This window comes from Pseudomonas nitroreducens TX1, assembly GCF_000313755.1.
Taxonomy (GTDB): domain Bacteria; phylum Pseudomonadota; class Gammaproteobacteria; order Pseudomonadales; family Pseudomonadaceae; genus Pseudomonas; species Pseudomonas nitroreducens_A.
The window spans coordinates 1-25139 of sequence record NZ_AMZB01000127.1 but is presented as its reverse complement, the minus strand read 5'-3'; the positions used below and the strand labels follow the sequence as shown (position 1 = coordinate 25139).

General features: G+C 65.8%; 24 protein-coding genes. 8 read left to right on the top strand and 16 right to left on the bottom strand.

Features of this window, described 5'->3' with window-relative positions; genetic code table 11:
* Positions 1-29: 29 nt before the first annotated feature.
* From C167_RS0123215 to C167_RS0123205, 3 genes are all read right to left on the bottom strand, one after another.
* Positions 30-653: a LysE family translocator gene (locus C167_RS0123215; RefSeq protein WP_017520702.1), complete on the bottom strand. Its 624-nt coding sequence runs from the start codon at positions 651-653 to the stop codon at positions 30-32.
* 67 nt (positions 654-720) lie between these two features.
* Positions 721-1521: a helix-turn-helix transcriptional regulator gene (locus tag C167_RS0123210; RefSeq protein WP_017520701.1), complete on the bottom strand. Its 801-nt coding sequence runs from the start codon at positions 1519-1521 to the stop codon at positions 721-723.
* A 1-nt stretch (position 1522) separates the two neighbouring features.
* A complete protein-coding gene (locus C167_RS0123205; protein WP_017520700.1) occupies positions 1523-2392 on the bottom strand; it encodes an NAD-dependent epimerase/dehydratase family protein in 870 nt (289 codons plus the stop codon).
* A 95-nt stretch (positions 2393-2487) separates the two neighbouring features.
* Between C167_RS0123205 and C167_RS0123200 the strand changes: the two genes are divergently transcribed.
* The 3 genes from C167_RS0123200 (at position 2488) to C167_RS0123190 (ending at position 6990) form a co-directional block, all read left to right on the top strand.
* Complete coding sequence (locus C167_RS0123200) at positions 2488-3420, top strand: hydrogen peroxide-inducible genes activator (protein ID WP_017520699.1); 933 nt, start codon at positions 2488-2490, stop codon at positions 3418-3420.
* Positions 3417-5492 carry an ATP-dependent DNA helicase RecG gene (recG, locus tag C167_RS0123195; protein ID WP_017520698.1) on the top strand — a complete coding sequence of 692 codons (2076 nt, stop codon included), beginning with the start codon at positions 3417-3419 and terminating at the stop codon, positions 5490-5492. The genes C167_RS0123200 and recG overlap by 4 nt, the downstream gene beginning before the upstream one ends.
* A 91-nt stretch (positions 5493-5583) precedes the next feature.
* The gene (locus C167_RS0123190) at positions 5584-6990 is read left to right on the top strand and encodes an aminoacyl-tRNA deacylase and HDOD domain-containing protein (protein WP_017520697.1); all 1407 of its coding nucleotides are present in this window, start codon (positions 5584-5586) and stop codon (positions 6988-6990) included.
* Between the two features lie 147 nt (positions 6991-7137).
* Here C167_RS0123190 and C167_RS0123185 read toward each other — a convergent pair whose 3' ends face one another.
* The 5 genes from C167_RS0123185 to C167_RS0123165 form a co-directional block, all read right to left on the bottom strand.
* Positions 7138-7539, bottom strand: coding sequence for a hypothetical protein (locus C167_RS0123185; RefSeq protein WP_026079233.1), 402 nt, complete (start codon positions 7537-7539; stop codon positions 7138-7140).
* Positions 7540-7674: 135 nt separating this feature from the next.
* The gene (locus tag C167_RS0123180; protein WP_017520695.1) at positions 7675-7947 is read right to left on the bottom strand and encodes an HU family DNA-binding protein; all 273 of its coding nucleotides are present in this window, start codon (positions 7945-7947) and stop codon (positions 7675-7677) included.
* Positions 7948-8143: 196 nt separating this feature from the next.
* The gene (locus tag C167_RS0123175) at positions 8144-9298 is read right to left on the bottom strand and encodes an NAD(P)/FAD-dependent oxidoreductase (RefSeq protein WP_017520694.1); all 1155 of its coding nucleotides are present in this window, start codon (positions 9296-9298) and stop codon (positions 8144-8146) included.
* A gap of 71 nt (positions 9299-9369) precedes the next feature.
* On the bottom strand, positions 9370-9537 hold the full coding sequence (locus tag C167_RS0123170) for a rubredoxin (RefSeq protein ID WP_017520693.1): 168 nt from the start codon (positions 9535-9537) through the stop codon (positions 9370-9372).
* A gap of 197 nt (positions 9538-9734) precedes the next feature.
* Positions 9735-9902 carry a rubredoxin gene (locus C167_RS0123165; protein WP_015479573.1) on the bottom strand — a complete coding sequence of 56 codons (168 nt, stop codon included), beginning with the start codon at positions 9900-9902 and terminating at the stop codon, positions 9735-9737.
* Between the two features lie 235 nt (positions 9903-10137).
* Here C167_RS0123165 and C167_RS0123160 point away from each other — a divergent pair, with 235 nt between their 5' ends.
* Together C167_RS0123160 and ubiA are read left to right on the top strand one after the other, a co-directional pair.
* A complete protein-coding gene (locus tag C167_RS0123160) occupies positions 10138-10677 on the top strand; it encodes a chorismate lyase (RefSeq protein WP_200860175.1) in 540 nt (179 codons plus the stop codon).
* Positions 10678-10704: 27 nt separating this feature from the next.
* Positions 10705-11595: a 4-hydroxybenzoate octaprenyltransferase gene (ubiA, locus tag C167_RS0123155; RefSeq protein WP_017520691.1), complete on the top strand. Its 891-nt coding sequence runs from the start codon at positions 10705-10707 to the stop codon at positions 11593-11595.
* Between the two features lie 48 nt (positions 11596-11643).
* Here the strand turns inward: ubiA and C167_RS0123150 are convergent, their stop codons facing one another.
* The gene (locus tag C167_RS0123150; protein ID WP_017520690.1) at positions 11644-12009 is read right to left on the bottom strand and encodes a hypothetical protein; all 366 of its coding nucleotides are present in this window, start codon (positions 12007-12009) and stop codon (positions 11644-11646) included.
* Between the two features lie 313 nt (positions 12010-12322).
* On the opposite strand from C167_RS0123150, the gene phoB reads away from it, so the two are divergent.
* From phoB to C167_RS0123135, 3 genes are all read left to right on the top strand, one after another.
* A complete protein-coding gene (phoB, locus tag C167_RS0123145) occupies positions 12323-13012 on the top strand; it encodes a phosphate regulon transcriptional regulator PhoB (RefSeq protein WP_017520689.1) in 690 nt (229 codons plus the stop codon).
* Between the two features lie 39 nt (positions 13013-13051).
* Complete coding sequence (phoR, locus tag C167_RS0123140) at positions 13052-14356, top strand: phosphate regulon sensor histidine kinase PhoR (RefSeq protein WP_017520688.1); 1305 nt, start codon at positions 13052-13054, stop codon at positions 14354-14356.
* Between the two features lie 92 nt (positions 14357-14448).
* Positions 14449-15789, top strand: a complete 1341-nt coding sequence (locus C167_RS0123135) for a hemolysin family protein (protein WP_017520687.1) — start codon at positions 14449-14451, stop codon at positions 15787-15789.
* 68 nt (positions 15790-15857) lie between these two features.
* On the opposite strand, the gene C167_RS0123130 is transcribed toward C167_RS0123135, so the two are convergent.
* From C167_RS0123130 to pstS, 7 genes are all read right to left on the bottom strand, one after another.
* Positions 15858-16757, bottom strand: a complete 900-nt coding sequence (locus C167_RS0123130) for a peptidoglycan DD-metalloendopeptidase family protein (RefSeq protein ID WP_026079232.1) — start codon at positions 16755-16757, stop codon at positions 15858-15860.
* Between the two features lie 123 nt (positions 16758-16880).
* The gene (locus tag C167_RS0123125) at positions 16881-17774 is read right to left on the bottom strand and encodes a response regulator (protein ID WP_017520685.1); all 894 of its coding nucleotides are present in this window, start codon (positions 17772-17774) and stop codon (positions 16881-16883) included.
* A gap of 133 nt (positions 17775-17907) precedes the next feature.
* Positions 17908-18651, bottom strand: a complete 744-nt coding sequence (phoU, locus tag C167_RS0123120) for a phosphate signaling complex protein PhoU (RefSeq protein ID WP_017520684.1) — start codon at positions 18649-18651, stop codon at positions 17908-17910.
* 165 nt (positions 18652-18816) lie between these two features.
* Complete coding sequence (gene pstB / locus C167_RS0123115; RefSeq protein ID WP_017520683.1) at positions 18817-19653, bottom strand: phosphate ABC transporter ATP-binding protein PstB; 837 nt, start codon at positions 19651-19653, stop codon at positions 18817-18819.
* Between the two features lie 52 nt (positions 19654-19705).
* A complete protein-coding gene (gene pstA / locus C167_RS0123110) occupies positions 19706-21382 on the bottom strand; it encodes a phosphate ABC transporter permease PstA (protein ID WP_026079231.1) in 1677 nt (558 codons plus the stop codon).
* 25 nt (positions 21383-21407) lie between these two features.
* Positions 21408-23441 (bottom strand): ABC transporter permease subunit, encoded by a 2034-nt coding sequence (locus C167_RS0123105; RefSeq protein WP_085988861.1) that lies wholly within the window; start codon positions 23439-23441, stop codon positions 21408-21410.
* Positions 23442-23836: 395 nt separating this feature from the next.
* Complete coding sequence (gene pstS, locus C167_RS0123100; RefSeq protein WP_017520680.1) at positions 23837-24808, bottom strand: phosphate ABC transporter substrate-binding protein PstS; 972 nt, start codon at positions 24806-24808, stop codon at positions 23837-23839.
* Positions 24809-25139: the final 331 nt, after the last annotated feature.

Below are 25139 nucleotides of genomic sequence, written 5' to 3'. Positions count from 1 at the left end.
TCGCGCGAGCGGGCGCGATTGGTGGAACGTCAGCGCAGCCCGCTCCACAACAGCCAGCCACCCAGCACCAGCAGCAGGCCGCCGCAAAGGCGGTCCAGCGCCGTGACCCGGCGCTTGAGCCAGCCGCGCCAGCGTGGGCGGTCCAGCATGCGCACCAGCGCCATGTCCCAGAACAGCACCACCGCGCCCATCCACAGCACGCAGACGCCCAGTGCCCAGCCCGGCAGGTGGAACTGCCCGAGCACGCCGAACAGCCCGGTATAGAAAATCGGCAGCTTGGGGTTCAGGCTGCTGGCGAGCAGGCCTTCGCGCATACCCCGCAGAAATCCTCCGCTGCGCAACTCGCCCAGCTCTGTGGGAATCTCCAGCTCTCGCCGCGCCAGAACGGCCTGCGCGCCCAGCCAGACGAAGTAGGCGCCGCCCAGCAGTTGCACCACACGCAGCCCGTGGCTCGCCACTTCTGGCAGCAGACCGAGGACAAAGAGCACCAGCAGCATGCTCGCCAGATTGGCCAGGGCAATGCCCGCCGCGCAGCCGTCGGCGTGACGCCGACCGCGCAGCAATGCGGCGCGGATCAACAGGAAGAAGTCCGGGCCCGGCGACAGCAGGGCGGCGAAGTGAGTGCTGGCGACCAGCGCAAAAGCGGCGAACATGGCGATCTCCCGAATAGCGGCGTCGCGCAGTCTGCAAGCTCCGGGGAGCGCCGGTCTTGGAAGAAAGTCAGGTGCGCGTGGCGCGCAGGAAACGTCCGGGCGTGACGCCGGTGAAGCGGCGGAAGGTGCCGGAAAAATGCGCCTGGTCGTAAAAGCCCAGCGCCAGTGCAACGTCCAGCGGCTTCTCGCCGCCCACCAGCAGGCGCTTGGCCTCGCGGATGCGCCGCTGCAGCAGGTAGGTGTGCGGCGGCACGCCATAGGCGTTGCGGAAGGCTTCGATCAGGTGGCGCGGATGGCGCTGCAGCAGTGCGGCCAGCGCTTCGAGACTGACCGCCTCGCGGTAATGCGCTTCTAGGTAATCGCGCAGCTTGGCAGTGACGCTACCGTCGCGCGACGCCGAGGCAGTCGCGCGCATGCCTCCGTGGCGGACGAACACCAATTCCAGCAACGCCAGCAGCTCACTCTCCAGCGCCAGCGCGTCGTTGCGCTCGAATTCCGTGGCGACACGCCGCAGCGCCTCCGCCACCTGGCCGTCATCGTGCGGATTGAGCGTCTGGAAGCCGCGCGGCAATTGCTTGCGCCCGAGCAGCGGCAGCAGGCGCGATTCCTCGATGTAGAGCATGCGATAGACCAGCCGCTCGGACTCGGCATTGCCCGTGTGCGGCTCCTCCGGGTTCATCAGCGACAGCGTGCCGGCCGGCAGCACGTGGTGCGCGCCACGGCACTGGTAGCCGCCGGCGCCGTGGAGGATGGCGCCGATGGCGAAGGCATCATGGCTGTGGCGCCCGAACGGCTGGCCGGAGAAGTCCGCATGGAACAACTCCACCCCTGGTAACCACGGGCGCGCCAGCAGTCGGTTGGCGTCCATCTCAGTCCTGTTTCCCGGCGAGGATGGCCGCATAGCCTTCGCGGAAGCTCGGGTAGCGCGGTTCCCAGCCCAGCGCGCGAGCGCGGGCATTGCTGCAACGCTTGCTGCCGGCGCGACGTACGGTCTGCTCGTCAGCCCAATGGGTGATGCCCAGATGTTCGCGCAACCAGCCGACAACTTCGTGCAGCGCCGCCGGCTCGTTGTCGACGCCGAGGTAGCACTGCTCCAGTGCAACGCCGCGGCGGTCCGCCTCCAGCAGCGCGGCGAGCAGGCCGGCGGCATCCTCGGCATGGATACGGTTGGCGTACAGCGGCGGCTCACTGGCCACGCGGTAGCCCTCGCGCACCTGCTTGAGCAGCCACTCCCGGCCGGGACCGTAGATACCGGTAAGGCGCACGACGCTGGCGGGAATGCCGCTCTGCAGTGCCACCTGCTCGGCCTCGAGCATCACGCTGCCGGAATAGCTCTGGGCCCGGGCGGGCGAGGTCTCATCGATCCACTCGCCATCGCGCTGGGCGTAAACGCCGCTGCTGGAGACGAACAGCAGGCGCTTGGGCAGCTGCCCGCGCTGTTGCAGCCAGCCAAGGGTGTTGCGCAGGCCCTCGACGTAGGTGGCGCGATAGCCGGCCTCGTCGTGCTGGGTCGCGGCGGCGCAGAACACCAGGTAGTCCAGCTGGCCCACCGACCAGGTGTCGGGACATTCGAGCTGGTCCAGGTCGCCGGCCACCGGCAGCACTTCCAGCGGCAGCGCGGCGACGTTGCGGCGCAGGCCGTGGACGCGCCAGTCGCGGGCGGCCAGTTGACGTCCCAGGCGGCTGCCAACGTCGCCGCAACCGACGATGATCAGGCTGGGGAAGGTGCTCTTGCTCATGCTTGGCTCCGCGAATCAAAGCTCGGAAGTTTAGCGCGGTTGGTTCGCGGCGGTGCAGCCGCTATGCTTGGGCCACCTCAACGGACTTAGTCGCCATGACCCTTACCGAACTGCGCTACATCGTCACGCTTGCCCAGGAGCAACACTTCGGCCGCGCCGCGGAGCGATGCCACGTCAGCCAGCCGACCCTGTCGGTGGGCGTGAAGAAGCTCGAAGACGAGCTCGGCGTGCTGATCTTCGAGCGCAGCAAGAGTGCGGTGCGCCTGACCCCGGTGGGCGAAGGCATAGTCGCGCAGGCGCAGAAGGTGCTGGAGCAGGCGCAGGGCATCCGCGAGCTGGCCCAGGCCGGCAAGAACCAGCTGACCTCGCCGCTCAAGGTCGGCGCCATCTACACCATCGGCCCCTACCTGTTCCCGCACCTGATCCCGCAGCTGCACCGGGTCGCTCCGCAGATGCCGCTGTACATCGAGGAAAACTTCACCCACATCCTGCGCGACAAGCTGCGCACCGGCGAGCTGGACGCGATCATCATCGCCCTGCCGTTCCAGGAAGCCGACGTGCTGACCCTGCAGCTGTTCGACGAGCCGTTCTACGTGCTGATGCCGGCGGACCATCCGTGGACCGCGAAGAAAACCATCGACCCGGAACTGCTCAACGACAAGAGCCTGCTGCTGCTCGGCGAGGGCCACTGCTTCCGCGACCAGGTCCTCGAAGCCTGTCCGACCACCCACAAGGGCGGCGAGAACAAGCACACCACGGTGGAATCCAGCTCGCTGGAAACCATCCGTCACATGGTCGCCTCCGGCCTTGGCGTGTCGGTGCTGCCGTTCTCCGCCGTGGACAGCCACCACTACGCGCCGGGCGTGCTGGAAGTGCGCCCGTTCAGTGCGCCAGTCCCCTTCCGCACCGTCGCCATCGCCTGGCGCGCCAGCTTCCCGCGGCCGCGCGCCATCGAGGTGCTGGCCGACTCGATCCGCCTGTGCTCGGTCGCCAAGCCGACCGTCAAGGGTGAAGCCGAGCCGGCATGACCGATCTGTCGAACGTCCCGGTCACCGCGCTCAAGGGCGTGGGCGCCGCGCTGGAAGAGAAGCTGGCGAAGGTCGGCCTGGAAAACCTGCAGGACATCCTCTTCCACCTGCCGCTGCGCTACCAGGACCGCACCCGGATCACCCCCATCGGCGCGCTGCGTCCGGGACAGGATGCGGTGGTCGAAGGCGTGGTCTCCGGCGCCGACGTGGTGATGGGCAAGCGCCGCAGTTTGCTGGTGCGCCTGCAGGACGGCACCGGCATATTGAGCCTGCGCTTCTACCACTTCAGCCAGGCGCAGAAAGAGAATCTCAAGCGCGGCACGCATCTGCGTTGCTACGGCGAGGCGCGCCCCGGCGCATCGGGTCTGGAAATCTACCACCCCGAATACCGCTCGCTCACCGACGCCGCCGCGGCGCCGGTGGAGCAGACGCTGACACCGATCTACCCGACCACCGAAGGCCTGACCCAGCAGCGCCTGCGCCAGCTCAGCGAGCAGACCCTGGCGCGCCTGGGTCCGTCGAGCCTGCCGGACTGGCTGCCGGCGGAGCTGGCCCGCGACTACCGCCTGGGCCCGCTGGACGAAGCCATCCGCTACCTGCATCGGCCGCCGCCGGACGCCGACCTGGAAGAACTCGCCGAAGGCCGCCACTGGGCCCAGCACCGTCTCGCCTTCGAAGAACTGCTGACCCACCAGCTGTCGCTTCAGCGCCTGCGCGAGAGCGTGCGCTCCCAGGCCGCGCCGCAGCTGCCGCCGGCCAAGCGCCTGCCGGCGCTGTACCTGAAGAACCTCGGTTTCAAGCCCACCGGCGCGCAGCAGCGAGTCGGCGCGGAGATCGCCTACGACCTTGCCCAACCCGAACCCATGCTGCGCCTGGTGCAGGGCGATGTGGGCGCCGGCAAGACCGTGGTCGCCGCCCTGGCCGCCCTGCAGGCATTGGAAGCCGGCTACCAGGTAGCGCTGATGGCGCCGACGGAAATCCTCGCCGAACAGCACTTCCTCAATTTCACCAAGTGGCTGCAGCCGCTGGGCATCGAAGTCGCGTGGCTGGCCGGCAAGCTCAAGGGCAAGGCCCGCGCCAGCGCGCTGGAACAGATCGCCGGCGGCGCGCCGATGATCGTCGGCACCCACGCGCTGTTCCAGGACGAAGTGAAGTTCAAGCGCCTGGCCCTGGTGATCATCGACGAGCAGCACCGCTTCGGCGTACAGCAGCGCCTCGCCCTGCGCCAGAAAGGCGTCGACGGGCGGCTCTGCCCGCACCAGCTGATCATGACTGCCACGCCCATCCCACGGACCCTGGCGATGAGCGCCTACGCCGACCTGGACACCTCGATCCTTGACGAGCTGCCGCCCGGCCGTACCCCGGTGAACACCGTGCTGGTGGCCGACAGCCGCCGCATCGAAGTGATCGAGCGGGTGCGCGCCGCCTGCGCGGAGGGCCGCCAGGCCTACTGGGTGTGCACGCTGATCGAGGAATCCGAAGAACTCACCTGCCAGGCCGCAGAAACCACCTATGAGGAACTTTCCTCGGCGCTGGGTGAGCTACGCGTCGGCCTGATCCATGGGCGCATGAAGCCGGCGGACAAGGCCGTGGTCATGGAAGCCTTCAAGGAAGGCATGCTGCAGTTGCTGGTCGCCACCACGGTGATCGAGGTCGGCGTGGACGTGCCCAACGCCAGCCTGATGATCATCGAGAACCCCGAGCGCCTGGGCCTGGCCCAACTGCACCAGCTGCGCGGCCGCGTCGGCCGGGGCAGCGCGGCGAGTCACTGCGTGCTGCTCTACCATCCGCCGCTGTCGCAGATCGGCCGCGAGCGCCTGGGCATCATGCGCGAGACCTGCGATGGCTTCGTCATTGCCGAAAAGGACCTGGAACTGCGCGGCCCCGGCGAAATGCTCGGCACTCGCCAGACCGGCCTGCTGCAATTCAAGGTAGCCGACCTGATGCGCGATGCCGACCTGCTTCCGGCGGTGCGCGATGCCGCCCAGGCCCTGCTGGCCCATTGGCCGCAATCGGTCAGCCCTTTGCTGGCGCGCTGGCTGCGACACGGGCAGCAATACGGACAAGTGTGATCTATTTCACTTTCGCCGGTCGGTTGACCGCTCGGTCACGCTGACTGCGTGGTTATACTCCGACCCAGCCGTTGATAACCGGATCACATTCATGAGCGACCTTGCACGCGCCCCATCCGACTCCTCGCAGGCCCCCGAGGTCATCCTGCAGCTGCTCGCCAAGTTGGGCATTCCCTCTCGCGAGGTCAGCGACGCTACCACCCTTCCGGCGCCGCGCCGGGTGCAGGCGAGCCTGCTGGAGGATGCCGTCGGCACCCTGCTGGTGCTGTTCCCGCAAAGCCAGTTGCTGGACCTGAACCGCCTGGCCGAACTCACCGGGCGCAAGCTGGTGGCGGTCAAGCCCGATCGCCTGGAGCGCATGCTCGGCAAACACCAGCTCGGCCGCCTGCCGGCGTTGCCGCCGCTGACCAGCTCGCCCTGCCTGTATGACGAGCGCCTGCTGCAGGAATCCCAGCTGCTGATCGAGTCCGGCACGGCCGGCACGCTGCTGGAGATTCCCACCGCGTCCTTCCGCAGCCTGCTGGAGAAAGCCAGCGCGGCGCGCTTTGGCGTGGCATTGGAATCGATCCGACCGAACCTCGACCGCCCGGACGACGACCGCAAGGAAATCTCCCAGGCCGTGCAGGCCTTCACCGCCCGTCGCATCCAGCAGCGCCTCGAGGAAACCATCGAGATCCCGCCGCTGCCGGAAACCGCGCAGAAGATCATCAAGCTGCGCGTGGATCCCAACGCCACCGTGGACGACATCACCGGCGTCGTGGAGACCGACCCCGCGCTGGCCGCCCAGGTGGTCAGCTGGGCGGCATCGCCCTACTACGCCGCGCCCGGCAAGATTCGCTCGGTGGAAGACGCCATCGTCCGCGTACTGGGCTTCGACCTGGTGATCAACCTCGCCCTCGGCCTGGCCCTGGGCAAGACCCTGAGCCTGCCCAAGGACCAGCCGCAACACGCCACGCCCTACTGGCACCAGGCGATCTACACCGCCGCGGTGATCGAAGGCCTGACCCGCGCCGTGCCGCGCGCCGAGCGCCCGGAAGCTGGCCTGACCTACCTCGGCGGCCTGTTGCACAGCATCGGCTACCTAGTCCTGGCGCACATCTTCCCGCCACACTTCTCGCTGATCTGCCGGCACCTGGAGGTGAACCCGCACGTCGAGCACAACCTCGTCGAGCAGCACCTGCTGGGCATCACCCGCGAGCAGATCGGCGCCTGGCTGATGCGCACCTGGGACATGCCGGAAGAGATCTACACCGCGCTGCGCTTCCAGCACGACCCGACCTACGCCGGCGACTGCTCGGCCTATGCCAACCTGGTCTGCCTGGCCACCCGCCTGCTGCGCAACCACGGCATCGGCAGCGGCCCCGAGACCGACATTCCGCAGGACCTGCTGGATCGCCTGGATATTCCGCGCGAGAAGGCCGAGGACGCTGTCCACAAGGTACTCGACGCCGAAGCGGTGCTGCGCGAGCTGGCCAGCCAGTTCAATCCGGGACACTGATACGCCTTTCGTAGGAGCGAGCTTGCTCGCGAACATGGGCTGACACCGAGCGCCTCCGGTTCGCGAGCAAGCTCGCTCCTACAAGAGCTTTCCCATCACACGAAAAAGGCCCCGTCAGGGGCCTTTTTTCCGTCCGTCGAAAGCGCCTCAGGCGGCTTTCTTGTCGCTGCTCGGCGCGGCCTTCTTCTTCGGCTTGAGGTACTTCACCAGGCCCTGGAACCAGATCACCAGGCCGGGATTGCCCTGGATCTGGATGTCCTTGTTCTGGATACCCTGCATGAAGGCCAGCTGCGGGTTCTTCGAGGTCATGGTGGCGAAGCCGTAGGCGCCGTCCTTGAAGCCGAGCGCGAAGGCCGGCTGCGGATGGGTGCCGCGACGGGCGCTGACCTTGAGGTCCTGGACGATGTAGTGACGGGCGACCTTGCCGTCGAGGGTGTGGAGCTGGAACACCAGGTCCTTGCCTTCGAGCTGCTTCCGGAACGCCGGGTTTTCGCGGCTGGCCTTGGCCATCAGGCGACCGAGCATCCACAGGAGTAGACGGAATTTCATGCACAAACCTCGACGTTCGAGACAATAGTCTGCGCATTGTAGCCAGTTTAAAAACGGACTACATCCGGTCTTTTGGAGGGATTGTGTAACTGGAGGAGGCAACCCGGAGCCGCTCTGGCTCCGGGCCAAGAGCGATCAGTTGACCGCGTCTTTCAACGCCTTGCCCGGTTTGAATGCAACGGTGTTGCTGGCTTTGATCTTGACCGGCTGGCCAGTCTGGGGGTTCTTGCCAGTACGGGCGCCACGATGGCGCTGAACGAAGGTACCGAAACCGACAAGGGTAACGCTGTCCTTGCGGTTGAGCGCGCCAGTGATTTCATCCAGCAGCGCGTTCAGCACCTTGTTGGCTTGTTCTTTGGTGAGGTCGGCCTTCTCGGCGATCGCGGCGGCGAGTTCTGGTTTACGCATAAATGCCTCTTTGACGGTTTGTTGTTGTTGTGTCCGTGCTGTCTTCCCAACAGCGCCCAAGGCACCGCAGGCTTGCCGTACAGGCTCTAGGCTGCGGCAGACGGGGGGAGAATGGCACGCCGCCGGCTGGTACGCCAGTATCGTCTGACAATTTGCGGGCACTTTCCCACGGCAAAAACGCCATTGGCGACGCCTGTCACGCCAGTAGCGCCGGCAACTCCTTGTTCAGCGAGAGTTTTTCGCCCACGGCGGCCCCGGTCAGGGCATATCCGAGCAATCGACCGGCGGTATCCCGGCACAGCACCTTGAGGTCCGGGCCAGAGCCTTCCACGTGCCATTCGCCCTCGCTGCCACGCGGCGGCGGCGACACCACCAGCGGGCACACCGGCGTCTTCACGGTCACTGGCATGGCGCCGTAGGCCACCGGCGTCGGCTTGCCGGCCAGGGTCTGCGCCAGCGCGCGGGCGCAGGACATCAGTGGCATCACGTAGAGCAGGTTGAGGCCATCGACCTCGGCGCAGTCGCCCAGGGCGTAGATGTTGTCGTGGGAGGTACGCAACTCGCGGTTGACCATCACGCCGCGATTGATATCCAGGCCGGCGGCAGCAGCCAGGTCGATGCGCGGGCGCAGGCCGACGGCGGAGACAACCAGATCGCAGGGAATCACCTGGCCATCGGAGAGGTGCGCTTCCAGGCCATCTGCGCCGCGCATCAGGCTGTTCAACACCGGGCCGAGGTGGAAGCGCACGCCGAGGCCTTCCAACCCCTGCTGCACCGCCTGGGCAGCTGCCGGATGGAGCAGGCCGGGCATGACCTGCTCACAGGGCGCTACCACGTCGATCTGGAAGCCGCCGCTGGAGAGGTCGTTGGCGAACTCGCAGCCGATCAGGCCGGCGCCCAGCAGCAGCACGCGGCGTTTGCCGGCGGCGGCGCTGCGGAAGCGCGCATAGTCTTCCAGGTCGTTGATCGGGAAGATCAGGTCCTGCGCATCGCCCTCGACCGGTACGCGGAGGGTCTCGGCGCCCCAGGCCAGCACCAGGTCGCGGTAGTGGATTTCTTCCTCGCCGATCCAGATGCGTCGGTGGCCGGGGTCGATGCCGGTGACACGGGTGTGGGTGAGGATGCGCGCCTTGAGCTGGTCGGCCATGGCGCCCGCTTCGGCCATAGCCAGGCCATCGGCGTCCTTGTCCTTGGAGAAACCGGTGGAGAGCATCGGCTTGGAGTAGGAGCGGCCGTCGTCGGCAGTGATCAGCAGGAGCGGCGTCTCGCTGTCCAGCTTGCGCCACTCGCGGGCCAGGTTGTAGCCGGCCAGGCCAGTTCCGATGATCACCAGCGGTGCGTTGTCGCTCATTGCTCTCTCACCTCAAAACACGCCATTTCGTAAAGACGGCACGGCTGCCGCATGAATTCGTCGGGTCGGGTTCAGGAAATCTCGATCATCTCGAAGTCTATTTTCCCGACGCCGCAATCCGGGCAGACCCAGTCCGCCGGGATGTCTTCCCAGCGCGTGCCGGGGGCGATGCCCTCGTCCGGCAGGCCCAGTGCCTCGTCGTAGATGAAGCCACAGACCACGCATTGCCATTTGCGCATCGGCCAAGCCCTCCTGCGATTTGCGCTGAAGCTAACGTATCGGCGCGCACCGGCCAACGGCGGGCGCGACGCCGGGCTCCGTCAGCAGGGCCAACCCGGCGCACTAGCAGTCTACCGTGTCAGGCGTGGGCCTGCCGGGTGCGCAAACGCCGACGGCGGCCCGAAGGCCGCCGTCGCGGGAACCCATCCTGTCGGGATCAGCCGATCTCGATCATCTCGAAATCCAGCTTGCCGACGCCGCAATCCGGGCACAGCCAGTCTTCCGGCACGTCTTCCCAGCGAGTACCGGCGGCGATGCCCTCTTCCGGCCAACCCTTGGTCTCGTCATAGATCAGGCCACACACCACGCATTGCCACTTCTTCATCAGCTATCACCTTCAGGTTCTTGTCGCTTGGACGTCGGTGCATCCAATGTCCGGCTTTGTACTGGCGATGGGCTTGGCGCGCAAGTCCCTGGAAAAACCTCGGATGGCCGGCCCAACCTTTGGTGGGGTCTGGCGTAATGCACCCTTGCGGACAACGCAATCGGCCACGCAAAGGCGCCGTGTTAAGCTGCCGCGTCCCTGGCCAACCGCAGTCCACGCCGTGCCCGAAGCCGCCCTGATCCACCCGCCCCGCTGGCTCACCGCCGCCCAGTTGCACCCCGCTCCCGCCGCCCAGGTGGTGGACTGGCTGTTCGACGAAGGCTCGCTGACGCGCCGGCTGACCGCGCTCTGCGCAGACCATTTCGCCGTGCAGCCGCTGGCCGAGGGCTGGCATCGCCTGCGCACCGACGAGTGCGCCGCGCTCGGCGTGCCGGACGGCAGCCAGGGCTGGGTGCGCGAGGTGTACCTCAAAGGCCACGACACGCCCTGGGTGTTCGCCCGCAGCGTGGCCGCGCGCTCGGCGCTGGAAGGCTCCGGCTTCGACCTGCGCCTGCTCGGCACGCGCTCGCTGGGTGAGTTGCTGTTCAGCGACCGCGCCTTCCAGCGCGGCCCCATCAAGGTGTGCCGCTACCCGGCCGCCAGCCTGCCGGCCGAAGTGCGCGCCGAGCGCCTGTGGGGCCGCCGCTCCTGCTTCAGCCGCGACGGCCTGGGCGTACTGGTCGCCGAAGTATTCCTGCCATCGCTGTGGCAACGGGTGGAACAACAGCCCGTATAATTCCCGGATCGCTTTCCGGAGGCCGCCATGTTCGTCGCCCTGATCAAACCCCTCGCCCGCCTGCATCCCCGCGCCTGGGACTTCATCCAGCTGACGCGCATGGACAAGCCTATCGGCATCTACCTGCTGCTCTGGCCGACGCTGTGGGCATTGTGGATGGCCAGCGGCGGCGTGCCGAGCGCGAAGAACCTGGTGATCTTCGTCCTCGGCACCGTGCTGATGCGCGCCGCCGGCTGCGTGATCAACGACTTCGCCGACCGCAAGCTCGACGGCCACGTCGAGCGCACCAAGGCTCGCCCGCTGGCGACCGGCAGGATCACCGTGCGCGAGGCCTGGATCGCCTTCTTCGTCCTGCTGGGGCTGAGCTTCCTGCTGGTGCTGTGCACCAACCCGCAGACGATCTGGCTATCCTTCGGCGGCGCGGCGGTGGCGGCGCTCTACCCGTTCATGAAGCGCTACACCTACTACCCGCAGGTAGTGCTGGGCGCGGCGTTCTCCTGGGGCATCCCGATGGCCTTCACTGCGGCCGGCGGCACGCTGCCGGCGGTGGCCTGGCTGCTGTTCTTCGCCAACGTACTGTGGACGGTGGCGTACGACACCTACTACGCGATGACCGACCGCGAGGACGACCTGAAGATGGGCATGAAGTCCACAGCGATCCTCTTCGGCGACGCCGACCGGGTGATCAACCTGAGCCTGCAGGGTCTGATGCTCCTGCTGCTGATCCTGGCCGGCAACAAGCTGGCGATGCATCTGTATTATTACCTGGGCCTGGCCGTGGCGGCGGGCTGCTTCGCCTGGCAGTTCCATTCGACCCGTGACCGCGAGCCGATGAAGTGTTTCAAGGCGTTCCTGCACAACCACTGGGCGGGGCTGGCGATCTTCCTCGGCACCGTGACGGACTTCGCCCTGCGCTGAGCGCGGCGACCTTGTAGGAGCGAGCTTGCTCGCTCCTACATGAAGCCGTCAGGGCTTGGCCATGTGCCAGACGCCCATCTTGCCTTCGCCGGCCATGTCGCCGGCTTTCTTGTCCTGCACGAAGGTGTAAAGCGGCTTGCCCTTGTAGGCCCACTGCACAGTGCCGTCATCGCGCTTGATCAGGGTCCACTCGCCCTTCGCCTTGGCATCGGCGGAAGCCATCAGCGGCGGCCAGTTCTGTGCACAGCCGCCATTGCAGGCCGACTTGCCGCCGCCGTCCTTGTCGAAGGTGTAGAGCGTCATGCCCTTGGCATCGACCAGCATGCCGTTCTTTTCCATGCCGGGCTCGGCGGCCATGGCGGACATCGCCGGCAGCATCAGGCCCAGTGCCAGGGCCGGGAATAGCTGTTTCATCAGGTTTCTCCTCTGGTGAGGTGGAAACGGCGCGAGCATCGACGCAAAGGCCGGCGGGATTGCAGGCAGGGCCGGCCAGGGCGACATCGACAAGGCCCTCGCTACCGTCATCGCAAGGCTCCGGCAGGCTCGCAGCCAGGCACACCGCCGACATGGCCGGAGGGTTTTTTATGTGCCGCGCAGGGATCGCGCGACGCGCCTTTCAGCATAGACGAGCGCTCTGCGACAAGGCTCGGCTACCATCGCGGTGTCACATTCATGAAATATTTCCGTTATCTAATGCGGCGCATTACAGAAATTCTGAGGCCTCAGCATGGTTGGCAAGACAATCCTCATCGTCGATGACGAAGCTCCGATCCGGGAAATGATCGCCGTGGCCCTGGAGATGGCCGGCTACGAATGTCTGGAGGCCGACAGCGCCCAGCAGGCGCATGCGGTGATCGTCGATCGCAAGCCGGACCTGATCCTGCTCGACTGGATGCTGCCCGGCACCTCCGGCATCGAGTTGGCGCGCCGCCTCAAGCGCGACGAGCTGACCTCGGCCATCCCGATCATCATGCTCACCGCCAAGGGTGAAGAGGACAACAAGATCCAGGGTCTGGAAGTCGGTGCGGATGACTACATCACCAAGCCCTTCTCCCCGCGCGAACTGGTTGCCCGCCTGAAGGCCGTACTGCGCCGCACCGGCGCCGGCGACAGCGAGACGCCGATCGAAGTCGGTGGCCTGCTGCTCGACCCGATCAGCCACCGCGTGACCATCGATGGCAAGCCCGCCGAAATGGGCCCCACCGAATACCGCCTGCTGCAGTTCTTCATGACCCACCAGGAGCGTGCCTACACCCGCGGCCAGCTGCTGGACCAGGTCTGGGGCGGCAACGTCTACGTCGAGGAGCGCACCGTCGACGTGCACATCCGCCGGCTGCGCAAGGCCCTGGGCGAGGTCTACGAAAATCTGGTTCAGACCGTGCGCGGCACCGGGTATCGTTTCTCGACCAAAAGCTGACCGAGTCCTCGACTCGACGGGCACAAGGAACGGAATGTCGTGACCCAGAACTGGAGTGGCGTGCTGGTGCGCCACCTGCTGCTGGTCGTAGCCGCGGGCGCGCTGCTCGGCCTGATCACCGGCCAGTACGGCTGGGCCATCGCCGTGGCGCTGGCGGCCTACCTCGGCTGGTCGACCTGGCAGCTGCTGCGCCTGCACAAGTGGCTGAAGAACCACCAGCCCGATGAGCCCCCGCCCGATGGCTACGGCCTGTGGGGCGAGGTATTCGACAGCATCTACCACCTGCAGCGGCGCAACCAGCGCGCCCGCGGGCGTCTGCAGGCGGTGATCGACCGCATGCAGGAATCCACCGCGGCGCTGCGCGACGGCATGATCCTGCTCGACCGCGACGGCAACCTGGAGTGGTGGAACCAGTCTGCCGAGCGCCTGCTGGGCCTGAAGAGCCCGCAGGACGGCGGCCAGCCGGTGACCAACCTGGTCCGCCATCCGCGCTTCAAGGAATATTTCGAGGCCGAGGACTACCGCGAGCCGCTGGAGCTCCCCTCGCCGATCAACGACAACCTGCGCCTGCAGTTCCACATCACCCTCTATGGCGCCGGCGAGCACCTGATGCTGGTGCGCGACGTGACCCGCGTCCACCAGTTGGAACAGATGCGCAAGGACTTCGTCGCCAACGTCTCCCACGAGCTGCGCACGCCGCTGACGGTGATTGCCGGCTACCTGGAGACGTTGCTGGACAACGTCGACGACGTGAACCCGCGCTGGACCCGCGCGCTGCAGCAGATGCAGCAGCAGGCTGGGCGCATGCAGAACCTGCTCAATGACCTGCTCCTGCTGGCCAAGCTGGAAGCCACCGATTACCCGGCGGACAACAAGCCGGTGGCGGTGGACCTGTTGCTGCTCTCGATCCGCAACGACGCCCAGGCGCTGTCCGGCACGCGCGGCCACCGCATCAGCCTGGAGGCGGACTCGAAGGTGAAGCTCAAGGGCAGCGAGGCGGAACTGCGCAGCGCCTTCTCCAACCTGGTGTTCAACGCCGTGAAGTACACCCCCGACGAAGGCGAGATCCGCATCCGCTGGTGGGCGGACGAGCAAGGTGCGCACCTGGCCGTACAGGACAGCGGCATCGGCATCGACCCCAAGCACCTGCCGCGCCTGACCGAGCGCTTCTACCGCGTCGATTCCAGCCGCAACGCCAGCACCGGCGGTACCGGCCTGGGTCTGGCCATCGTCAAGCACGTGCTGCTGCGCCACCGTGGCACCCTGGACATCAGCAGCGTGCCGGGCAAGGGCAGCAGCTTCACCTGCCACTTCCCGCCGCAGCAGGTGGAGAGCCGCGCATAACGGCGGCCGACATCGACTCTGGTATAGACGGGCTTGCCAGCCAGGCCCCGAGAACCGCATTCTTGTCCGTCCATTCTTGAACCAACAGAACCATGGACCCTTCCCCTAGTAGCAACTTCCTGACCTATTTCGCCGATTTCGGCCTGATCCTGTTCGCCCTGTTCCTCGTCGTGCTCAACGGTTTCTTCGTCGCCGCCGAGTTCGCCATGGTCAAGCTGCGTTCCACGCGCGTGGAGACCATCGCCAACCAGCACGGCTGGCGCGGCACCATCCTGCGCAAGGTGCACAACCAGCTCGACGCCTACCTCTCCGCCTGCCAGCTGGGCATCACCCTGGCCTCCCTGGGCCTGGGCTGGGTCGGCGAGCCGGCCTTCGCCGAACTGCTCGAACCGCTGTTGGCCATGGTCGGCGTGCACTCCGAGGAAGTCATCCGCGGCGTGTCGTTCTTCACTGCGTTCTTCATCATTTCCTACCTGCACATCGTCGTCGGCGAGCTGGCGCCCAAGTCCTGGGCCATCCGCAAGCCGGAGCTGCTGTCGCTGTGGACGGCGGTGCCGCTGTACCTGTTCTACTGGGCGATGTACCCGGCCATCTGGCTGCTCAACGCGAGTGCCAACACCATCCTGAAGTTCGCCGGGCAAGGCGAGCCGGGACCGCACCACGAGCACCACTACAGCCGCGACGAGCTCAAGCTGATCCTGCACTCCAGCCGCGCCCACGACCCCAGCGACCAGGGCATGCGCGTGCTGGCTTCCGCTGTGGAGCTGGGCGAGCTGGAAGTGGTGGACTGGGCCAATTCCCGCGAAGACCTGGTCTACCTGGAGCGCAACGCGCCGCTGGACGACATCCTCGCCACCATTCGCCGCCACAAGTACAGCCGCTACCCGGTGTACGACAGCGAGAAGGGCGAGTTCATCGGCCTGCTGCACATCAAGGACCTGCTGCTGGCCCTGGCCACGCTGGACAGTCTGCCGGAGTCCTTCGACCTCGACGAACTGACCCATCCGCTGGAGAAGGTCACCAAGCACCTGCCGCTGGCGCGCCTGCTGGAACAGTTCCGCCAGGGCGGCTCGCACTTCGCGCTGGTGGAGGAAGCCGACCACAAGGTCGTCGGCTACCTGACCATGGAAGATGTGCTGGAAGTGCTGGTTGGCGATATCCAGGACGAACACCGCAAGGCCGAGCGCGGCATCGTCGCCTACCAGCCCGGCAAACTGCTGGTGCGCGGCGACACCCCGCTGTTCAAGCTGGAACGCCTGCTGGGGCTGGACCTGGACCATGTCGAGGCGGACACCCTTGCCGGCCTGGTCTACGACACCCTCAAGCGTGTGCCGGAAGAAGAGGAAGTACTGGATACCGAAGGCCTGCGCATTATCGTGAAGAAGATGAAGGGCCCTAAGATCGTCCTCGCCAAGGTGGTGAAGCTCGACTGAGCGCCTCGCCCCTGAATGAAAAAGGCTGCCCTCGGGCAGCCTTTTTGCATTCAGGCAGTCCGCTGGAGTCAGTGCTCCCGGACCACCGCGAAATTGGGCAGCGTATCCACCGGCTGGGCGAAGTCGTAGGGAATCGAAACCAGGTCCAGGCCGACGTTGCGCTGCACCACAAAGTGCAGGTGCGGCCCGCTGCTGTTGCCGGTGTTGCCCGACTTTGCCAGCGGCGAGCCGGTGGCGACGCGCTGCCCCTCACGCACAAGCACCGAGCCGCGCATCAGGTGCAGGTAGACCCCCATGGTGCCGTCGTCATGCAAAACCCGCACGAAATTGCCGGACGGATTCTTGCCACGCCCGCTCTGGCCGTTCTCGATCTTCACCACGGTGCCGCCCCGCGCCGCAACGATGGGCGTGCCCACCGGCATGGCGATGTCCATGGCATAGCGGCCCTTGCGCGTGTAGTGACTGTAGCGGCCATTGGCGCCCTGGGTCAGGCGGAACGGGCCACCTACCCAAGGCAGGGCGTACTGGTAGGACAGCGGGGCCGGACGCGGATCACCCAGTGCATAGCGCAGCTTCGGCTTGTAGCGCAGCGGCTTGGCGGGATCGAGCGGCGTCAGCGTCGCCAGGCGGATCGAACTGCGCGGCGGCAGTACCCAACGAATCGGTCGTTCCGGCGCGCCCACCGCGTTCTGCGCGCCGCTCACGCTGAGCTCGACCTCCACTGGCGCATACAGGTCGTTGCGCACCTGCAAGGTCTCGCCGCCAGCGTGCTTCCTGGTCTCGAGCTTCACCTGTTCTTCCAGGTGCTCGACCATGCGGTCGCGGAAAACGAAGACAGCCGCACCCGCCACGGCCTTGTCCGTGTAGGTGACCACGCCGTTGGCGTCGGTGTACTTGTAGATGGTCACGGCCGAAGCCGTCCCGGATGCGGCCAGAAGACCGCACAGGAGGATACTGCGCCCTAGCATGTCGACTCTGGTTATAGGTATGGCGACGCAGGCAAGACTAGCAGCGTAGCCCTTGCGTCGCGACCTGCCGCCGGTCGGGGTGTGAAGCAGTACTACCCGGCGGCCGGTGCATTTTGTAACCGATCAGGCGCCGGGCACATAGTGCTTCTGCGAGCTGCCTCGTGCGATCAGGCGCGACAGGTAGTCGAGCTTCTGCGGATCGCGGTCGACGAAGCGAAAGGTCAGCTGCAGCCACTCGCTGTCCGGCCGGGGCTCCAGCGCCGCCACGGCATGCAGGTAGCCGTTGAGGCGAGCAACGTCGCTGTCTTCCTCCAGATCGAGCACGGCGCTTTCCAGCACCTGCGGCAGCGGCGCGCCGCGTTTCACCACCAGCAGCGCCTCCTTGAGGCTGAGGGCCTTGATCACGCAAGGCAGGCTCGCCGAAGGCAGGCGCAACTGACCCTGTTGGCCCTTGGCGCCACTGCGGGCGGCCGGAGCAGCGGCAGCCGCTGCCGGAGCCGCCGGACGCGGCGCGGTGGGCGCGGCGGCGGGGCGGACCACCTCGGCCTTGCCACCGGTAAGGGCGGCCAGCGAGTCATTGGGCATGGAACCCACCAGGCTGCGCTGCGGAGCCTGGGCCGCCAGGGCCTCCAACTTGCCGGCGCGCGACAGTGCCTTCTTTACCTTGCTCACCAGCTGGTCGTTGGAGAATGGCTTGCCGATGAAGTCCGAGACGCCGGCCTGGATGGCCTGTACCACGTTGTCCTTGTCGCCGCGACTGGTGACCATGATGAAAGGCGTGGTCTTCAGGTTGTCCTGCTCGCGGCACCAGGTGAGCAGCTCGATGCCGGACATCTCGGGCATTTCCCAGTCGCAGAGGATCAGGTCCACGGCCTGGCGCGCGAGGAACTGCTGCGCCTTGCGGCCGTTGACCGCTTCTTCGATCTGCAGACCGGGGAAATGGTCCCGCAGCCCTTTCTTCACCAGGTCGCGGATGAACGGAGCGTCATCCACGACCAGCACACTGACCTTGCCCATCGGCATCTCCCGAAAACGATAGGGCGAAGGATAGCCTTGCCGGGTGGCTACATGCCATTGGTGAGGGACCGCTCGGCCATAAAATGACGAACCCGGCGTCAGCGCCGGGTCCGTTCTGGTACGGGCGTCAGGCTTATTCGGCCTTGTCGGCCCTGCCGGCGGTGCCCTGCACTTCTTCCTTCATGCGGGTCAGGCCGATGTGGCGGACGTCGGTGCCGCGCACCAGGTAGATCACCAGTTCGGCGATGTTGCGCGCGTGGTCGCCGATACGCTCCAGCGAACGCAGGGCCCAGATGACGTTGAGCACGCGGGAGATGGCGCGCGGGTCTTCCATCATGTAGGTGACCAGCTCGCGCAGGGCGGTCTTGTATTCGCGGTCGACGGTCTTGTCGTACTGCGCGACCGATAGCGCCAGGTCGGCGTCGAAGCGGGCGAAGGCGTCCAGCGCCTCCTGCACCATCTTGCGCACCTGGTTGCCGATGTGGCGCACCTCGACGTAGCCGCGCGGCGACTCGCCTTCCTCGCACAGCTGGATGGCGCGGCGGGCAATCTTCGACGCCTCGTCACCAATGCGCTCCAGATCGATCACCGACTTGGAGATGCTGATGATCAGGCGCAGGTCGGAGGCGGCCGGTTGACGGCGGGCGAGGATGCGCAGGCACTCCTCGTCGATGTTGCGCTCCATCTGGTTGATCTGGTCGTCGATCTCGCGCACCTGCTGGGCCAGGCCCGAGTCGGCGTCGATCAGCGCATTGACGGCGTCGTTGACCTGCTTCTCCACCAGGCCGCCCATGGCCAGCAGATGGCTGCGCACATCTTCCAGCTCGGCGTTGAACTGCTGCGAGATGTGGTGGGTGAGGCTTTCTTTGTTGATCATGTGCAAACCCTTGAAAGGTGCGAAGTTCAGAACTCAGTCTTTTTCCGGTCTCAACCAGAGCATTGGGCCCCTTGAGAAATCTTCGCTGGCGCGAAGGCGAAGCGCCGACAGTACATCCCGTACGGCAAGCTTCGCCGACAAAGCCAGAGAAGATTTCTCATGGCCTCAACCGTAGCGACCGGTGATGTAGTCTTCTGTCTGCTTCTTGGCCGGGTTGGTGAACAGGGTATCGGTATCGCCGAACTCGATCAGCTTGCCCATGTACATGAACGCCGTGTAGTCGGAGACGCGCGCGGCCTGCTGCATGTTGTGGGTGACGATGACGATGGTGAACTTGGATTTCAGCTCGTAGATCAGCTCTTCGATCTTCAGGGTGGAGATCGGGTCCAGTGCCGAGCAGGGCTCGTCGAGCAGCAGGACTTCCGGCTCCACGGCAATGGTGCGGGCGATGACCAGGCGCTGCTGCTGGCCACCGGAGAGGCCGAGTGCGGATTCGTGCAGGCGGTCCTTCACCTCGTCCCACAGCGCGGCGCCCTTGAGCGCCCACTCGACCGCTTCGTCGAGCACGCGCTTCTTGTTGATGCCCTGGATGCGCAGGCCGTACACCACGTTCTCGTAGATGCTCTTGGGGAACGGGTTGGGCTTCTGGAACACCATGCCGACGCGGCGGCGCAGTTCGGCGACATCGACGTTCTTGGCGAAGATGTTATGGCCGTCGAGCAGGATCTCGCCCTTCACGTGGCAACCGTCGACCAGGTCGTTCATGCGGTTGAAGCAACGCAGCAGGGTGGACTTGCCGCAGCCGGACGGGCCGATGAAGGCGGTCACGCGCTGCTTGGGGATGTTCATGCTGACGTCGAACAATGCCTGCTTCTCGCCGTAGAACAGGCTCAGGCCGGGTACCTGGAGGGCAACGGTCTCGCTCTCCAGGTTCATGCCCTGGCGGTCGCCGCGGCCGAGCGCGCCGATGTCGATGCCGTGGGTTGCGGTTTCATGTTGCATGTTCAGTCTCCTTGGGAGGCTTGGCGGCGGGCACGGCCCACCGCCGGCAGAATCAGTTTTCCAGCGCCTTGTACTTTTCGCGCAGGCGGTTACGGATGGCGATGGCCGAGAAGTTCAGCAGGGCGATGACCATCACCAGCAGCAGCGCGGTGGCGTACACCAGCGGGCGCGCGGCCTCGACGTTCGGACTCTGGAAGCCGACGTCATAGATGTGGAAGCCCAGGTGCATGATCTTCTGGTCCAGGTGCACGTACGGGTAGTTGCCGTCCACCGGCAGCGCCGGGGCCAGCTTTACCACGCCCACCAGCATCAGCGGCGCCACTTCACCGGCGGCACGGGCCACGGCAAGGATCAGGCCGGTCATCATCGCCGGGCTGGCCATCGGCAGGACCACCTTCCACAGGGTCTCGGCCTTGGTCGCGCCCAGGGCGAGCGAGCCCTCGCGGGTGGCCCGCGGGATGCGCGCCAGGCCTTCCTCGGTGGCCACGATCACCACCGGCACCGCAAGGATCGCCAGGGTCAGCGAAGCCCAGAACAACCCTGGCGTGCCGAAGGTCGGCGCCGGCAGGGCTTCGGGGAAGAACATCCGGTCGAGGGATCCGCCCAGCACGTAGACGAAGAAGCCCAGGCCGAACACGCCGTAGACGATCGCCGGAACGCCCGCGAGGTTGTTCACCGCGATGCGGATGATGCGGGTCAGCAGACCCTGGCGGGCGTACTCGCGCAGGTAGACGGCGGCGATCACACCAAACGGGGTAACGATCACGGCCATCACCAGGGTCATCATCACGGTGCCGAAGATGGCCGGGAAGATGCCGCCTTCGGTGTTGGCCTCACGCGGGTCGTCGCTGAGGAATTCCCACAGCTTCTTGAAGTAGAAGCTCAGCTTGGTCGCGACGCCCATCTGGTTCGGCTGGTAGGCATGCACCAGCTTGCCGACGCTGATTTCGGTCTGCTGCCCGGTGGCATCGCGCATGACGATGCTGTCGCGGTTGAACTCCTGGTGCAGGCCATTGAGCTGTTCTTCCAGCACCTTGTACTGGGCGTTCAGCTCGGCGCGGCCGGCAGCGATGTCAGCCTCGGCGGCGGCATCCAGTTTGTTGTTCAGCTGCAGGCCACGTTCCTTCAGGCGCAGGCGCTCCAGACCATGGTTGATGCCGCCGATGTCCTTCTTCTCCAGCTGGTAGAGCTTGGCGTAGAGCTCGTCGACGCGCTTGAGGCGGGTCTGCAGCTCGGCCATGGCGCCCGGGCCTTCGGCGACCACCTTGCCGTTTTCCTTCACGCTCAGCAGGTAGCCATAGAAGTTGCCCCACTCGCGGCGTTCCAGGGTCACCAGGTCAGCCGGGTGGCGACGGTCGTTCAGCCACTCGCCGATCACCCAGGAGAAATCGCTGCCGTAGAGGTCGCGGTTGCCCAGCTTGAGCAACTCGCGGGTCATGAACTCCGGGCCGTTGTCCGGCACCGGCAGTCCGGCGCCGCGCAGTCGCTCGCGTGGCACCTGCTCGATCTGCACTTCTTCGCCGATCAGGGTCTTGGGTGCTTCACCGGGGACGGTGTAGGTCGCCTCGATCACGTCCGCCGGCCAGAAGTGGCCGAGACCGCGCACGGCGATCACGGCGAGCAGGCCGATGGTCATGATCACGGCGATGGATACCGCACCCGCGTTCATCCACACCCAGGGAGAACCGCTGGCAAACCACGCTTTGACGGATTCCTGTTTCTGTTTCACGGAACGTAGCCTCGTCGGGCGTCGCTTAGAGCGACGCGTATTTCTTGCGCAGGCGCTGACGGATCAGCTCTGCCAGGGTGTTCATCACGAAGGTGAAGGTCAGCAGTACCAGTGCCGAGAGGAACAGCACACGGTAGTGAGTCCCGCCCACCTCCGACTCGGGCATTTCCACCGCGACGTTCGCCGCAAGGGTGCGCATGCCCTGGAAGATGTTCACGTCCATGACCGGGGTGTTGCCGGTGGCCATCAGCACGATCATGGTCTCGCCCACCGCACGGCCCATGCCGATCATCAGCGCGGAGAAGATGCCCGGGCTGGCGGTCAGGATCACCACGCGGGTCAGCGTCTGCCAGGGCGTCGCGCCCAAAGCCAGGGAGCCGTAGGTCAGGCTGCGCGGCACGCTGAAGATGGCGTCTTCGGCGATGGAGAAGATGTTCGGGATCACCGCGAAGCCCATGGCCAGGCCCACCACCAGGGCGTTGCGCTGGTCGTAGGTGATGCCCAGGTCGTGGCTGATCCACAGGCGCATGTCGCCGCCGAAGAACAGGGTCTCCAGGTGCGGGCTCATCCACAGGGCGAAGGCACCGGTGGCGAGGACCACGGGTATCAGGATCGCCGCTTCCCAACCGGCCGGCAGGCTCAGGCGGATGCGTTCGGGCAGGCGGCTCCAGATCAGGCCGGCAGCCAGGATGCCCAACGGCGTGAGCAGCAGCAGGCTGAAGATGCCCGGCAGGTGGCCCTCGACGTACGGCGCCAGGAACAGGCCGGCGAAGAAGCCGAGGATCACGGTCGGCAGCGCCTCCATCAGCTCGATCACCGGCTTGACCTTGCGGCGCATGCCCGGAGCCATGAAGTACGCGGTGTAGACGGCGGCGGCGATGGCCAGCGGCGCGGCGAGGATCATCGCGTAGAACGCGGCCTTCAGGGTACCGAAGGTCAGCGGCGAGAGGCTCAGCTTGGGTTCGAAGTCGGTGGTCGCAGCGGTGGACTGCCAGACGTAGCCCGGCTTGTCGTAGCTCTCGTACCAGACCTTGCCCCACAGCGCGCTCCAGGACACTTCCGGGTGCGGGTTGCTGAGGCCGAAGCGGCGCAGCTCGCCACCCTGCTCGACGATCAGGCGGTTGGCGCGCGGTGACAGGGCCATCGGGCCGGAGGACGGTGCGACGTTCTCTACCAGCAGCGTGCGGTGCGCGGTGCTATGGAAGACGCCCAGGTTGCCCTGCTTGTCGAGGGCCAGGAAGCCCTTGCGGCGTTGCTCCGGCGCGATGCTGGTGATCGGCTGGTCGCCCAGCTTGAAGTCACGCACGTGGGACAGGCGCGGTTCGCCATCTTCGCCACGGGCCATGAACCACTGGCCGATGCCACCCTTGGAATCGCCGACCATCAGCGAGATACCGCCCAGCAGCTGGCTGCTGGCAGTCACTTCGGCGGAGGCGTCATCCAGCAGCTTGTAGCGGCCGTTGAGCTGGTGGCTGTTGAGGTCGAACACGTCGGCCTGGGCGCGGCCATTGAGCACATAGAGCCACTGCTTGCGCGGGTCCATGTAGATGGCCTTCACCGGCTCGGCGATCTGCGGCAGGTTGATGCGCTCTTCCTGCAGGGTACTCTCGCCGGTCAGCATGTTTTCCTGCTGGGTCAGCCCAAGCAGCAGCATTTCGCTGCCGGCAGACGCGGCGAGCAACAGGCTGTCATCACCCGAGACGATCGCCACGTGCTCCAGCGGACGTCCCTGGGGATCCAGGTTCATCGGCGCTTCACCGTAGGGATAGTCGATGTGCGGAGTGATGGTCTTCTTGTTGTCCGGATAGGTGACCTGGTAGTTGTGCTTGAACACCAGCACCTGGCCGTTGGACAGGCCCAGCGCCACGGTCGGATGACCCGGCTGGTCCTCGGCAATGGAGGTGACGCTGGCGCCGGCGGGCAGCTTCAGCGCAACGCGCTGCATCTCGTCGCCCTTCTTGGCGTCGAAGAACACCACTTCGCCGTTGGCGGCGACGCGCATACCCACCATGTTCTGCTCTTCGATGCTCAGCAGCAGCGGCGCCTGGGCCGTCTTCAGCCAGGCGGGCGCCAGGGGATCGCGGGTCTCCAGTTCGGCGCCGCGGAACAACGGCAGCACGACGTAGGCGAGGTAGAAGAAAATCAGGGTAATGGCCGCCAGCACGGCGAGACCGCCGACCAGGACGTACCAACGGGTCAGTCGATCCTTGAGCGCGCGGATACGGCGCTTGCGCTGCAGGGCAGGCGTATTGAAATCGATCCGCTCGGGGAGAGAAGAAGTCATCGGGGAGTTGGCCATGTCGTTCATGGGGTGACACCCTAGCGGCTCTGTATGACAGAAAGATGACATGGAAGTGACGCGACAAAGCCCACCAGCAGAGCCATGCTGGCGGGCTCGGTCGAGTAAGCGTCAGCCCATGCCGGGCGGCGGTTTCCGCCCGGTTGGAGGGCTGATTACAGACCCAGATCCTTGATCGCTTTTTCGGCGACTTTGGACGGCAGCGGGATGTAGCCGTCTTTCACGACAACCTGCTGGCCGGTCTTGGAGAGCACCATCTTCAGGAACTGTGCTTCCAGCGGGTTCAGCGGCTTGTTCGGCGCCTTGTTGACGTAGACGTAGAGGAAGCGCGACAGCGGGTAGGTGCCGTTCAGGGCATTCGCCTCGTTGTCTTCGATGAACTCGCCGCCTTCTTTCTTGGCCAGGGCAACGGTCTTCACGCTAGCGGTCTTGTAACCGATGCCGGAGTAGCCAACGCCGTTCAGGGACTGGCTGACCGACTGAACCACGGAAGCCGAACCCGGCTGCTCGTTCACGTTCGGCTTGTAGTCGCCTTTGCACAAGGCCTCTTCCTTGAAGTAGCCGTAGGTGCCGGACACGGAGTTACGGCCGAACAGCTGGACGGGCTTGTTGGCCCAGTCGCCGGTCAGGCCCAGATCACCCCAGGTCTTCACGTCCGACTTGCCGCCGCACAGGCGGGTGGAGGAGAAGATGGCGTCGACCTGTTGCATGGTCAGGCCTTTGATGGGGTTGTCCTTGTGCACGAAGATCGCCAGGGCGTCCACGGCAACCGGAACAGCGGTCGGCTTGTAGCCGTACTTCTGTTCGAAGGCCTGCAGCTCGACGTCCTTCATCTTGCGGCTCATCGGGCCGAGGTTCGCTGTGCCTTCGGTCAGCGCCGGCGGCGCGGTGGAGGAACCGGCGGCCTGGATCTGCACGTTCACGTTCGGGTACAGGCGCTTGTACTCTTCCGCCCACATGGTCATCAGGTTGGCCAGAGTGTCGGAACCGACGCTCGACAGGTTACCCGACACACCGCTGGCTTTCTGGTATTCCGGCAGGGCCGGATCGATCGCGGCTACCGCACTGGCGGTGCCTACGCCTGCAGCGACAAAAGTCAGGGCCGCCATCAAACGCTTGAGTTTCATGCCTTGCTCCTTGAGGAGAATGGGGTTGGATGGAACGGGGGCCAGTATCGTCAGGCCGCATGAAGACTCTATGACGCGAATGTGACAGTTGGATGAAATGCCATCAGTCTGTTGGCAGGCGGTTGCAACAACGCCCATTGGAGTAGCCAGCAGGGCGGGAAAGGGCGTTCCAGAGCCATCCCAAGGGCGCTGATGCTCTTTGTAGGAGCGAGCTTGCTCGCGAATCAGGCGAACATAAATCACCCTAAGCGGCTTCAGAAGCGAGATTTACAACGGGCCGCCTGAGCAGCACACCCGGCTTTCTCGCGCGCAAAAGCAAAACCCCCGGCCA

Excerpts from the sequence above, each read along its gene's own strand:
- C167_RS0123215 (WP_017520702.1), bottom strand. The coding sequence starts at position 653 with ATGTTCGCCGCTTTTGCGCTGGTCGCCAGCACTCACTTCGCCGCCCTG.
- C167_RS0123210 (WP_017520701.1), bottom strand. The coding sequence starts at position 1,521 with ATGGACGCCAACCGACTGCTGGCGCGCCCGTGGTTACCAGGGGTGGAG.
- C167_RS0123205 (WP_017520700.1), bottom strand. The coding sequence starts at position 2,392 with ATGAGCAAGAGCACCTTCCCCAGCCTGATCATCGTCGGTTGCGGCGAC.
- C167_RS0123200 (WP_017520699.1), top strand. The coding sequence starts at position 2,488 with ATGACCCTTACCGAACTGCGCTACATCGTCACGCTTGCCCAGGAGCAA.
- recG (WP_017520698.1), top strand. The coding sequence starts at position 3,417 with ATGACCGATCTGTCGAACGTCCCGGTCACCGCGCTCAAGGGCGTGGGC.
- C167_RS0123190 (WP_017520697.1), top strand. The coding sequence starts at position 5,584 with ATGAGCGACCTTGCACGCGCCCCATCCGACTCCTCGCAGGCCCCCGAG.
- C167_RS0123185 (WP_026079233.1), bottom strand. The coding sequence starts at position 7,539 with ATGAAATTCCGTCTACTCCTGTGGATGCTCGGTCGCCTGATGGCCAAG.
- C167_RS0123180 (WP_017520695.1), bottom strand. The coding sequence starts at position 7,947 with ATGCGTAAACCAGAACTCGCCGCCGCGATCGCCGAGAAGGCCGACCTC.
- C167_RS0123175 (WP_017520694.1), bottom strand. The coding sequence starts at position 9,298 with ATGAGCGACAACGCACCGCTGGTGATCATCGGAACTGGCCTGGCCGGC.
- C167_RS0123170 (WP_017520693.1), bottom strand. The coding sequence starts at position 9,537 with ATGCGCAAATGGCAATGCGTGGTCTGTGGCTTCATCTACGACGAGGCA.
- C167_RS0123165 (WP_015479573.1), bottom strand. The coding sequence starts at position 9,902 with ATGAAGAAGTGGCAATGCGTGGTGTGTGGCCTGATCTATGACGAGACC.
- ubiA (WP_017520691.1), top strand. The coding sequence starts at position 10,705 with ATGTTCGTCGCCCTGATCAAACCCCTCGCCCGCCTGCATCCCCGCGCC.
- C167_RS0123150 (WP_017520690.1), bottom strand. The coding sequence starts at position 12,009 with ATGAAACAGCTATTCCCGGCCCTGGCACTGGGCCTGATGCTGCCGGCG.
- phoB (WP_017520689.1), top strand. The coding sequence starts at position 12,323 with ATGGTTGGCAAGACAATCCTCATCGTCGATGACGAAGCTCCGATCCGG.
- C167_RS0123135 (WP_017520687.1), top strand. The coding sequence starts at position 14,449 with ATGGACCCTTCCCCTAGTAGCAACTTCCTGACCTATTTCGCCGATTTC.
- C167_RS0123130 (WP_026079232.1), bottom strand. The coding sequence starts at position 16,757 with ATGCTAGGGCGCAGTATCCTCCTGTGCGGTCTTCTGGCCGCATCCGGG.
- C167_RS0123125 (WP_017520685.1), bottom strand. The coding sequence starts at position 17,774 with ATGGGCAAGGTCAGTGTGCTGGTCGTGGATGACGCTCCGTTCATCCGC.
- phoU (WP_017520684.1), bottom strand. The coding sequence starts at position 18,651 with ATGATCAACAAAGAAAGCCTCACCCACCACATCTCGCAGCAGTTCAAC.
- pstB (WP_017520683.1), bottom strand. The coding sequence starts at position 19,653 with ATGCAACATGAAACCGCAACCCACGGCATCGACATCGGCGCGCTCGGC.
- pstS (WP_017520680.1), bottom strand. The coding sequence starts at position 24,808 with ATGAAACTCAAGCGTTTGATGGCGGCCCTGACTTTTGTCGCTGCAGGC.